The sequence below is a fragment of the Trichococcus sp. genome, from assembly GCF_049684335.1.
GTDB lineage: Bacteria > Bacillota > Bacilli > Lactobacillales > Aerococcaceae > Trichococcus.
Genome location: NZ_JBAVFV010000009.1, coordinates 35,088 through 46,347, shown reverse-complemented (window position 1 = coordinate 46,347; position 11,260 = coordinate 35,088). Strand labels below are relative to the sequence as shown.

The 11,260-nt window shown below is 42.1% G+C and carries 13 protein-coding genes; 12 read left to right on the top strand and 1 reads right to left on the bottom strand.

The window, feature by feature from the left end:
* The 6 genes from WBM30_RS01835 to WBM30_RS01810 all read left to right on the top strand — a co-directional run.
* The coding region (locus tag WBM30_RS01835; protein ID WP_424899095.1) for a hypothetical protein at nucleotides 1-402 on the top strand (402 nt) is incomplete at its 5' end.
* Nucleotides 403-421: 19 nt separating this feature from the next.
* Nucleotides 422-1,216: a hypothetical protein gene (locus tag WBM30_RS01830; RefSeq protein ID WP_424899094.1), complete on the top strand. Its 795-nt coding sequence runs from the start codon at nucleotides 422-424 to the stop codon at nucleotides 1,214-1,216.
* Nucleotides 1,217-1,273: 57 nt separating this feature from the next.
* Nucleotides 1,274-1,921, top strand: coding sequence for a bifunctional 4-hydroxy-2-oxoglutarate aldolase/2-dehydro-3-deoxy-phosphogluconate aldolase (locus tag WBM30_RS01825; protein WP_424899093.1), 648 nt, complete (start codon nucleotides 1,274-1,276; stop codon nucleotides 1,919-1,921).
* 71 nt (nucleotides 1,922-1,992) lie between these two features.
* The gene (gene kduI, locus WBM30_RS01820; RefSeq protein WP_424899092.1) at nucleotides 1,993-2,832 is read left to right on the top strand and encodes a 5-dehydro-4-deoxy-D-glucuronate isomerase; all 840 of its coding nucleotides are present in this window, start codon (nucleotides 1,993-1,995) and stop codon (nucleotides 2,830-2,832) included.
* Nucleotides 2,833-2,856: 24 nt separating this feature from the next.
* Complete coding sequence (locus WBM30_RS01815; RefSeq protein WP_424899091.1) at nucleotides 2,857-3,660, top strand: gluconate 5-dehydrogenase; 804 nt, start codon at nucleotides 2,857-2,859, stop codon at nucleotides 3,658-3,660.
* A gap of 93 nt (nucleotides 3,661-3,753) precedes the next feature.
* On the top strand, nucleotides 3,754-4,554 hold the full coding sequence (locus WBM30_RS01810; RefSeq protein WP_424899090.1) for a sugar phosphate isomerase/epimerase family protein: 801 nt from the start codon (nucleotides 3,754-3,756) through the stop codon (nucleotides 4,552-4,554).
* A 385-nt stretch (nucleotides 4,555-4,939) separates the two neighbouring features.
* On the opposite strand, the gene WBM30_RS01805 is transcribed toward WBM30_RS01810, so the two are convergent.
* Entirely contained in the window at nucleotides 4,940-5,653 is a 714-nt protein-coding gene (locus WBM30_RS01805; protein WP_424899089.1) for a GntR family transcriptional regulator, read from the bottom strand.
* Between the two features lie 150 nt (nucleotides 5,654-5,803).
* Here WBM30_RS01805 and WBM30_RS01800 point away from each other — a divergent pair, with 150 nt between their 5' ends.
* From WBM30_RS01800 to WBM30_RS01775, 6 genes are all read left to right on the top strand, one after another.
* Complete coding sequence (locus WBM30_RS01800) at nucleotides 5,804-7,576, top strand: glycoside hydrolase family 35 protein (RefSeq protein WP_424899088.1); 1,773 nt, start codon at nucleotides 5,804-5,806, stop codon at nucleotides 7,574-7,576.
* Nucleotides 7,577-7,592: 16 nt separating this feature from the next.
* Entirely contained in the window at nucleotides 7,593-8,078 is a 486-nt protein-coding gene (locus tag WBM30_RS01795) for a PTS system mannose/fructose/N-acetylgalactosamine-transporter subunit IIB (protein WP_424899087.1), read from the top strand.
* Nucleotides 8,079-8,102: 24 nt separating this feature from the next.
* Complete coding sequence (locus WBM30_RS01790) at nucleotides 8,103-8,990, top strand: PTS mannose/fructose/sorbose/N-acetylgalactosamine transporter subunit IIC (RefSeq protein ID WP_424899086.1); 888 nt, start codon at nucleotides 8,103-8,105, stop codon at nucleotides 8,988-8,990.
* Nucleotides 8,977-9,786: a PTS system mannose/fructose/sorbose family transporter subunit IID gene (locus tag WBM30_RS01785; RefSeq protein ID WP_424899085.1), complete on the top strand. Its 810-nt coding sequence runs from the start codon at nucleotides 8,977-8,979 to the stop codon at nucleotides 9,784-9,786. Before WBM30_RS01790 ends, WBM30_RS01785 begins: the two co-directional genes overlap by 14 nt.
* Nucleotides 9,787-9,799: 13 nt before the next feature.
* Nucleotides 9,800-10,207 carry a PTS sugar transporter subunit IIA gene (locus WBM30_RS01780; protein ID WP_424899084.1) on the top strand — a complete coding sequence of 136 codons (408 nt, stop codon included), beginning with the start codon at nucleotides 9,800-9,802 and terminating at the stop codon, nucleotides 10,205-10,207.
* A 256-nt stretch (nucleotides 10,208-10,463) separates the two neighbouring features.
* A complete protein-coding gene (locus tag WBM30_RS01775) occupies nucleotides 10,464-11,192 on the top strand; it encodes a GntR family transcriptional regulator (RefSeq protein WP_424899083.1) in 729 nt (242 codons plus the stop codon).
* Nucleotides 11,193-11,260 lie beyond the last annotated feature (68 nt).

Genomic DNA, 11,260 nt, shown 5'->3' with positions numbered 1-11,260 from the left:
CTTTTTTCGGCTGGATTGAATGTATTCATGCAGCAGCTTCAAGCTGATCATATCAAGGTGAAAGGCAGTCTTTATTCACCGCAATATAATCAGCTGCAATCCAACAAAATGGTCGTTGCGGAACAGTCTTTCGAAGATGTCGGTATATTTGCGACCATTCTTTCGAAGGAACATGTACATCTTCAGGAAGTCACTGTTAAACAAGATGGAGTACCGGCTGAGGTGAAAAAAGATTATATGCATGGTTTCGAAATCAAGGGTGTAAAGGATAATGAAAAAGTTCATATTTTCTATGCTCATAAAGATACGTTTAAAGGAAACAAGCTCTATTTTTACGAAGAAACGCCTTTGTACGGAAGACTGAATATAAAAACGCATCAGGGTAACAAAAGAATTTACTAGTGAAGGGAGGAGGCGTTGGATGGTGAAGATGACAATATCCTGGCTAAATAAGGAAAATGTGTGCATTAAGGCTGTTGAAGGAACCGACCAGGTTTATTTGGATTTTAAATATATGCAGTATTCTGAAGGGGACAAACTAGTATTTACAGTTGATAGGCCGGAACAATATCTGATAGTGAAAGTTGACGATGCCATCGAGAGCGCAAAAATCTATTTGCCGGGCTTAAGTTGGGAATATCCAATCATATTGGATCCGGAGGCGAAACGAGCCTTCTCTCCACGGGCCTTCGAAGGGGAACGTCATTACGTGGCTGCCCGATTGGCAAGTGAGCAGGAAATAAACGCATACCAAAATTTAGCCCTGAATCCGGCTGATCATGGAGAAAGTAGCGCGTATCCGCATGCTACAGCCAATGTCGAAACACGGAATGAGTCAGTGTTTGCGGCCAGAAATGCCATTGATGGCATAATCGCAACGAACAGTCATGGTGCGTATCCCTATCAATCCTGGGGAATCAACCAGCAAGCGGATGCAAGCATGCGTGTAACCTTTGGAAGAATGGTTGAAATCGATCGCATCGGGATTGTCCTGCGAGCCGATTTTCCGCATGATTCCTATTGGGAAAAGGCGACCTTCCGATATTCAGATGGATCAAGTGAGGTAGTTCATTTTGAAAAAAGCGGGATCCCACAATATTTTGACATTCAGCCACGCAAAGTAGAATGGATCGAAATTGGAGAACTTATCAAAGCCAACGACGATTCGCCTTTTCCTGCATTGACTGAATTAGAAGTATATGGGAAGAATGTTTAAATTTGAAGTATCTCAAGGATAAACACTATGCTAACGAGTTAAGAAAGTGGGAATCGGATGAAACGCGTATCTATTTTGAATCGTTTGGAGAAAACGGGGGTCGTGGCAGTTGTCCGCGGCACCACAAAGGAAGAGGCTCTGAAGTCCAGCCACGCGATCGTCGCGGGTGGTCTGAACGGCATTGAATTGACATTTACGGTCCCGAACGCGGATGAGGTCATCCGCGAATTGGCGGCAGTCTATAAGGACCAACCGGAAGTCGTGATCGGAGCGGGGACGGTATTGGATGCCATCACTGCCCGTCTGGCAATCCTAGCCGGCGCCGAGTTCATCGTCAGCCCGAATTTCGATAAAGAGACGGCTGAGTTATGTAATTTGTACCAAATCCCTTATCTGCCGGGATGCATGACGATTACGGAAATGAAAGAAGCACTGAAGAACGGCTCCGACATCATCAAACTGTTCCCGGGCAGCGCCTACGGTCCGAGCATCGTGCCGAGCTTCAAAGCGCCGATGCCGCACCTGAACCTGATGCCGACAGGCGGCGTCAGTCTGGCGAACATGCAGGAATGGTTCGATGCCGGCGTCATCGCGGTCGGTGTCGGCGGCAACTTGCTGGCCCCAGCTGCGACCGGTGACTTTGATAAGGTTACCGAAGTGGCGAGGCAGTATGCCGATAAGTTTGCCGAGATCAAAGGGAAGTAAAAGGTCAAAGGAAAGTCTGCAAGATTATATGTAAAAAAAAACACGAAATACAAAATAAAGGGGATTATCACATGCAAAATATGGAAACACGTTATACACACAGTCCGGAGGATATCCGTCATTATTCGACAGAACAACTGCGCAAGGAATTTCTGGTCGAAAAAGTGTTCGTTCCGGGCGCAATCAGCCTGACGTATACCCACAATGACCGCATGATCTTCGGCGGCGTCACGCCAACCGATAAAGCATTGGAGATCGTCCTGGACAAAGAATTGGGCGTCGATTACTTTCTGGAGCGCCGCGAGATGGGTGTCATCAACATCGGCGGACCGGGCTCCATTGAAATCGACGGCAAAAAAGAAGAGATGAAAAAACAGGATGGTTACTACATCGGCAAAGAGACGCGCCAAGTCATCTTCTCATCAGAGGATGCAGCCAATCCGGCCAAATTCTACATCAGCTCCGTGCCGGCGCACCACAAACATCCGAACGTGAAAATCAGCATCGATACCATCACTCCGATGGAAACCGGCGAACCGTTGACGCTGAACAAACGCAAAATTTACCAATACATCCATCCGAATATTTGCGAAAGCTGCCAATTGCAGATGGGCTACACGATTTTGGAGCCGGGCAGCGCTTGGAACACCATGCCAACACACACGCACGAACGCAGAATGGAAGCCTACGTCTATTTCGATATGGAAAAAGACACGCGCATTTTCCACATGATGGGGAAACCGGATGAAACAAAACACTTGGTCATGGGCAATGAACAGGCTGCGATCTCCCCAAGCTGGTCCATCCACTCCGGCGTAGGTACAAGCAACTACTCGTTCATCTGGTCGATGTGCGGCGAAAACATCACCTACACGGACATGGATATGGTTCCGATGGACCAACTAAAATAAACGAAAAAAGAAAGAGGGATACGCATGGACTTTAATATGGATATGTTCCGTTTGGACGGAAAAGTGGCACTCATCACGGGTGCGGTATATGGAATCGGATTCGAGATCGCGAAATCATTGGCTGCGGCCGGTGCAACGATCGTTTTCAATAATTTGGACCAAAAATCGGTGGATGATGGGATCGCCAATTATAAAGCTATCGGCATCGAAGCGCGCGGCTATGTCTGCGACGTGACCGACGAGCCGGGCGTGCAAGCGATGATCAAACAGATTAAAGAGGACGTCGGCTCCGTGGATATCCTGGTCAACAATGCCGGCATCATCAAACGCACACCGATGATCGAAATGGCCGTGGCGGACTTCCGCCAGGTCATCGATATCGACCTGACTGCACCGTTTATCATGGCCAAATCCGTGCTTCCGGACATGATCGAAAAAAGAAGCGGCAAAATCATCAACATCTGCTCGATGATGAGTGAGCTTGGCCGCGAAACCGTCAGCGCCTATGCAGCCGCCAAAGGCGGACTGAAAATGTTGACGAAAAACATCGCTTCCGAATACGGTCAATACAACATCCAGTGTAACGGCATCGGACCTGGCTACATCGCGACGCCGCAAACAGCGCCACTACGCGAACTGCAAGAAAACGGCGAACGCCACCCATTCGACCAATTCATCGTCGGCCGCACACCAGCCGAACGCTGGGGCGAACCAATCGACTTGGCTGGCCCATCCATCTTCCTGGCATCCACCGCTTCGGATTTCGTGAACGGCCACGTGCTGTACGTCGATGGCGGTATCCTGGCTTATATCGGCAAACAACCTTAATACTTATTACCCCCCACCGCTAAATTATCGTGTGGGGGTTTTTGAATATAGCTATTCAACGATTGTATATTAATTATGGAAGGGATGGAGAGGGTGAATAAAAGTGGATTAGTTTCTGCTACATTCAGAAATCTAACTGTTGAAGAAATCATAGCCCTTGCCATAGAAGGGAATCTCAGCGGAATAGAATGGGGAAGCGATATTCACGTTATCCCTGGGGAATTCGAGCGAGCAAGAGAAGTTTTTGAGCTGATGAGGAAAGCAGGATTGGAATCAGTCGCTTATGGATCTTATTACCGTGTTGGGGAAATCCAACAGGTACATTCATTCGGAAAAATTCTGGAGACGGCCATTCAATTGGGCGCTCCGGCTATCCGTGTTTGGGCAGGGCAGAAAAGCTCTGATGAGGCAACTGTAGCTTATCGTTCAGATGTTATAAAGGATGCGAAACGGATTAGTCTGATGGCAAAAAAAGTTGGTCTAAAAATTTATATTGAGTACCACGGAAGGACATTGACAGACACCCCCGAAAGCGCACAAGAATTAATGGAAGCCGTCGCGCAAGAGAATATCTTTCTTTACTGGCAAGCGGCAATAGGTTTAGAGGCAAGTGAACATCTGAATAGTATTTCCAGACTGATCAAGTGGTTAGCGCATGTCCATGTTTTTCATTGGGAGGATACAGAACGTTTGCCATTGTTACAGGGAGCAAGCGTCTGGGAGACATATATAGCTGTTTTTTCTGGATTTTCGAATAGTGAGATAGCTGATCGTTATTTTATGTTGGAGTTTGTCAAAGATGACGACAAAAAACAGTTCTTACAGGACGCACATGCGCTGAATAGATTGTTGGCAGAAAATACGAAAAATAGTTCTGAAAGGCTAGGGTCATGAAATAAGCAACAGAAGCAGAAATTCATGTATTGTGTTGAGATGTTGAAACAACTCCTGTAATACTTACAAAAAATTGACAAAAAGTGATTCGAATTATATAGGTATAATTTTCACCAATATTAATGGATATGCCGGATTGTTAACGACGAAGTATGCCACTGACTATCACCATTTCAGGGGGGAATATTTGTTCAATTAGGAGGCACTTAAATGGCCTTAGCTATCAAGTGGCTTCTTTAGATTTCTTTCAGGAATAGTTTTAGTTATTATGGAGTCATCGTTTGATCGAATTTGACGGGAATCTTCATACGACAACAAAAGAGATGTCTTCGCATTTTTGCGAAGGCATCTCTTTTTTACATTCCACAACTCAATCGGACATATCTTAATATTGATTTTTAAATGAAGACAATTCTATCTTATAATAATTCCACTTTTTGTAGCTAATTACCATTTCAGCTACAGTTCCGTCTTCTAAGATCGTCTTCTTTTCTTGCCGTACTGAAGGTTCGTTTGGTTTCATATTTAGTAATTTGGCAATATTGTCATCAGTGGGAAAACAAATTTCATTTATTTCTTTGGAATCCGCATCAAATAGGTTGATGCTAAAGTCACTCTTGAAGCGATTATAAATAGAGTCGTAATAGCTGAAATCAGGAATATCTTTTTTGATAAATCGGCTGGGGATATAAGAAATATGAAGTAAAAAAGGATCACCATCAACTTTTCTTATCCTTGTAATTTTATAATACTGTTCATTCTTTCTTAATTGTAACGCTTGGTTCGTTTCATCGTCATTCTGAATTTCCATACCCAAAACCTCTACTGTTTCTGTTTTTCCAGCATAAATTTCAATATCAGAGAATTCAACAAGTTTGCGTTTACGCGAACGAGAGACGTAGGTGCCTTTTCCTTGGATCCGGATGAGATATCCTTCAGTAGCTAGCTCCTGAATCGCTCTGATGACTGTGATAGAGCTTACATTGTAGAGCTTTACCAATTCTGCTTCACTGTAAAAGCGATCACCGTGTTGAAATTCGCCGGATTTGATTTTTTGGAGTAAATCTTCTTTAATTTTTTGGTATTTTGGAATCCTCATGATTATCTCCTTTTTAATACACTTCACTTAATATATTAACTTATAAAAAGAGAAATTGCCAGTTTTTTTAATGGCTAAAAAAATAGTTTACAGAATTCGACTTAGTATGTTAATATACTAACTGTAAACGTTTCAGAAAGGATGTAAGCAATGAGTAAATTTGAAATTAAGGAAGATTTTTTACTGAATGAGGAGCCGTTCAAGATCTTATCCGGAGCCATCCATTACTTCCGGGTTCTTCCCGAAGATTGGTATCATTCTTTGTATAATTTGAAAGCGCTTGGATTTAATACCGTGGAAACCTACATTCCTTGGAATGTGCATGAGCCAAAAGAAGGGCAGTATAACTTTTCGGGACAGTTTGATATAAGGGGGTTTGTCCGAATCGCAGAAGAATTGGGTCTGTTTGTAATTCTAAGACCCTCCCCTTATATTTGTGCAGAATGGGAATTCGGTGGATTACCGGCGTGGTTATTGACTTACAAAAATATGCGAATACGCTCCAGTGACAACCTTTTTATCGAAAAAGTTTCTCGCTATTATGATAAACTGTTCGAAGTTATTTCACCTCTGCAATTTGATTGTGGCGGTCCTGTTATCATGATGCAGGTCGAAAATGAATACGGTTCATATGGCGAGGATAAAGAATATTTAATGGTGCTGCATGAACTGATGTTGAAACAAGGAGTAACCGTTCCGATTTTTACATCGGATGGAGCTTGGAGAGCAACACAAGAAGCCGGAACATTGACTGAATCCGATATCCTGACTACAGGTAATTTTGGATCTCGCTCGAAAGAAAATTTTCAGGATTTGAAAGAATTTCATGAATCAAAAGGGAAGAAATGGCCACTGATGTGTATGGAGTTTTGGGATGGTTGGTTTAATCGCTGGAATGATCCCATCATAAAAAGAGATCCACAAGATTTAGCTGATGATGTGAAAGAGGCGCTGGAAATCGGGAGTGTCAATCTCTATATGTTTCACGGTGGAACAAATTTCGGGTTTATGAATGGTTGTTCTGCAAGAGGATGCAAAGATCTTCCGCAAGTAACCTCCTATGATTACGATGCGCCATTAAATGAGCAAGGTAATCCAACCGAAAAATACTTCGCCTTGAAAACGATGATGAAGGAATTGTTTCCTGAAATTGAACAACACGAACCGCTAGTCAAGGAAAGCATGAGCATAAGGGACATCCCGTTGGCCGGGAAAGTCAGTTTGTTTTCCGTTATAGATGATCTTGCCGAGAGAAAAGTGTCTAAATACCCAAAAACAATGGAAGAGTTGGGTCAACAATATGGGTATACGTTGTACCGAAGTTATGTGAATAAAGACAGCGATGAAGAGTTTTATCGTGTAATAGATGGTAGCGATCGTATCCAATTCTTCCTCAACGAAGATAAACTAGCTACACAATACCAAGAAGACGTCGGAGAAAAAATATACGCCTACCCTAAAGCGGGAACCAATCAGTTGGATGTGCTAGTGGAAAATATGGGACGAGTCAATTATGGGCATAAGCTGCTGGCGGATACGCAACAAAAAGGGCTCCGAACGGGTGTCATGTCCGATTTGCACTTTGTTGCCGATTGGGAGCAATACAGCCTGGAATTTACAGATCAGCTATCCATAGACTTTGAGAAAGGCTGGGGAGAGAATACGCCTTCCTTCTACAAATATGATGTCACCATCGATGATCCCAAAGATACTTTCATCAATATGGAGTTGTTTGGGAAAGGTATCGTCCTTGTGAACGGCTTCAATATCGGCAGATTCTGGAACGTGGGGCCAACGCTCTCGTTGTATGTTCCGAAGGCTCTCTTCAGGAAAGGTCAGAATAAGATCGTCATTTTTGAAACAGAAGGCATCTGGTCGGATACTATCCAATTAAACAGTGAACCAATTTTTAAAAAAATATAGAAAAGGGGAAATTATCATGAGTATTACAGCAGTAAGAATTGACGGAAGGTTAATTCATGGGCAAGTAGCAAATTTATGGACAACCAAATTGGACATAGGCAGAATCATGGTCGTGGATGATGAAATAGTGGATAACGCAATTGAGAAAAGCGGGTTGAAATTAGCAACCCCAGCTGGAGTGAAACTAAGTATTTTGTCTGTTGAGAAAGCAGCCGCTAATATTCTGGCCGGCAAGTATGATAGTCAACGTGTACTGATCATTGCCAAAAGACCAGATCGATTGTTGCATTTGATCGAATTAGGCGTGCCGATCAAAGAAATTAACGTGGGAAATATGTCGCAGTCAGAGCATTCAAAAGCGATCACAAGGTCAATCAATGTCTTGGATGAAGATATAGATGCATTTAAAAAACTTGATGAAAAAGGTATACAACTGGTTTCTCAGATGGTTCCGAACGATCGCGCCGAAAACTTTATGACGTTATTAAAACCACATATTTAGTGGATAAAAAAGGAGAATAAAACAATGACAATAGCATGGTGGCAAATTATTTTACTTACACTGTATGCAGCTTATCAGATTTTAGATGAATTGACAGTTTATTCAACGCTTAGTCAGCCGGTGTTTGCTGGGTTGATCGCTGGGTTGATAATGGGGGATATGACAACTGGTTTAATAATCGGTGGTAGTATGCAGTTAACTATTCTGGGTGTAGGAACGTTTGGTGGTTCGTCCAGAATTGACGCAAATTCAGGGACGGTCTTGGCTACGGCATTTTCGGTTGGATTAGGAATGAACCCTGAACAAGCGATTGCAGCCATCGCAGTTCCGGTAGCGGGTCTGATGATTCAAATGGATATTTTGGGCCGATTTGCAAATACTTTTTTTGCTCATCGAGTCGATGCGAAGATTGAAGCAATGGATTACAAGGGGATTGAGAGAAACTTCCTTATGGGCTCGCTCTCTTGGTCATTGTCAAGAGCCTTGCCAGTGTTTCTGGCTTTAAGTTTTGGCGGCGGATTTGTGAATACTATCGTTGGATTCTTGAACGGTGATTTAAAATGGCTGGGCGACGGATTATCAGTAGCTGGAGCTGTATTGCCTGCTGTTGGTTTTGCTATTTTATTAAGATATCTGCCAGTGAAAAAACACGCACCTTATTTGATTTTAGGCTTTGTCATTACAGCACTCCTTACAACTGTATTCGGAAATATTCAACGGATCGGCGGTTCTGTAGCTGGGGTTGTGGAAGGCCTTAACGCCAACTTTACAGCGATGCCGATGCTGGGTATAGCATTGATTGGTTTTGCTTTAGCCTTTAATGAATATAAACGGTCAGTAGAAGCACCAATAAATTCCTCTTATAACGCTTCCGGATCAGAAGAAGGAGAAATCGAAGATGACGAAATCTAATTACAAATTAACAAAAAAAGACTTTAACCAAATTAATAGAAGAAGTTTATTTGGATTTCAACTGGGGTGGAATTATGAGCGCATGCAAGGTACGGGGTATCTGTATACCATCCTACCTCAGTTGAGAAAGATATATGGAGATGGGACTCCAGAATTAAAAGAAATGATGAAAACGCATACGCAGTTCTTTAATACTACCAACTTTCTGAATACAATCATTACAGGTATCGATCTTGCTATTGAAGAGAAGGAAGGAATTGCTTCTAAAGAAACAGTATCCGGGATTAAAGTTGGTTTAATGGGACCTTTTGCAGCTATCGGAGACTCTATTTTTGGAGCTTTGTTACCCACGATATTTGGAGCTTTAGCAGCAAATATGGCGGTGAACGGCAACCCGATTGGAGCTTTCTTGTGGATGATTGTGCAAATTGGAGTGATGTACTTCCGTTGGATGCAAATTGAGATTGCCTATAAAGAAGGGGTAACGCTTGTTACAACAATGCAAAGCCGTCTGAACGCTATCACTAATGCTGCTACATTAATGGGAGTGTTCATGGTTGGAGCTTTGGTTGCTACTATGATTAATGTACATTTATCTTGGACACCATCGATCGGTTCTTTAGTGATTGATGTCCAAAATAACGTTGACATGATTATGCCGCGGTTGCTGCCGGCAGCTATTGTAGGAGCTGTGTATTGGTTGTTAGGAAAGAAAAACATTACTTCAACTAAAGCAATCTTTATTGTATTGGTTGTATCTGTAGCTTTATCCGCACTAGGTGTTATAGCTAAATAAAGGAGTGAGTGATTTGACTAATTTAATATTGATCAGTCATGGAGATTTTTGCATAGAGTTAAAAAGAAGCGCAGAAATGATTTTAGGACCACAGGGAAATATTTATACTGTATCTTTGCTTCCCAACGAAGGTGACAAGGATTTTACGGAAAAATTCGATGCAGTAACGGATCAATTGCACGGGAATTACACTGTTTTTTCCGATTTGATGGGTGGAACCCCCTGTAATATTGCTTCAAAAAAGATTATGAATGGTGCTGAATTTGAATTATATGCTGGGATGAACTTGCCGATGGTGATCAGCTTCGTAAATGCTGCTTTAATTGGCAACGCCAATTCTCTCGTTATGGAAACCAAACAAAGTATTGTAAAAGTAAATGATTTGTTAAACGCTGGAGTTTTTGATGAAGAGGATGAATAGTTAGAGGAAGCCTTGTAACGCAGTTTCTCGACTATGCATATCTAAAGAATAAATCCTTTAAACTGCTCATGGATAAGTTATCTTACCGGGCGTTTAAAGGATTTTTTGTTTCCGGAAATTTAATTCTTGAAGACTCTTATTGACAAATGAAATTGGATGGATTATTATTTGTTGTTTATTGGTAACTACCAGCAATCGCCAGCATAGAATAAGTTTTATTGTTTATGAATCCGTTCTCAAAAAGGAGTATAAAGATATGCTTAAAAAAAATAATTCAACCCCCTTATATAATCAACTAGTGGATGTATTAATCGAGCACATAAAGACTAATTTGGATATTGATGAAAAAATGCTCTCCGAAAGAGAAATTTGCCTTAAATATGATGTCAGTCGCACAACTGTCCGGGCAGCATTAAATGAACTTGAAGAGATGGGCTACATATTCAAACGCCATGGCAAAGGAACATTCGTTTCAGGATTGTGGAAAGAGATGCAGAATCTATCGGAAGCGTATAGTTTTACTGAACAAATGAAACAACTCGGAAAAACACCGCACTCAGAAATTCTCTCCCTTGATTACATCGTAGCCAATCAGGACCTCGCAAAAAATTTAGGCATTCAGGAAGGTGAGCATGTATACAAAATGAAACGGCTTCGTTCGGCAGATGGGATGCAGATGATGTATGAAACAACCTTTATCCCCGCATATTTATTCCCGGATCTGACAATCAGCAAGCTTGAAAGTATGCCTTTATACGAATTGTATCCACAAGTGTACAACCAGGACATCAAGTACGCAGATGAAGAATTCTATGCCTCAGTATTACAGGGAAAAGAATCTGAACAACTAGGGCTGCCAGCAGGATCGGCCTGCTTACGAATTCGTCGGACAACCTATAGCCAAGAAAATAAAATTATTGAGTATACATTGAGTGTGGCGCGCGGGGACCAATTCGTCTATAAGATTCGCCATTCTAAAAAATAACAGCGAAATATCATAAGTAATACCAAAAAAAGATGGTTCAACGTGATTACATTACCAGAAAATCATTT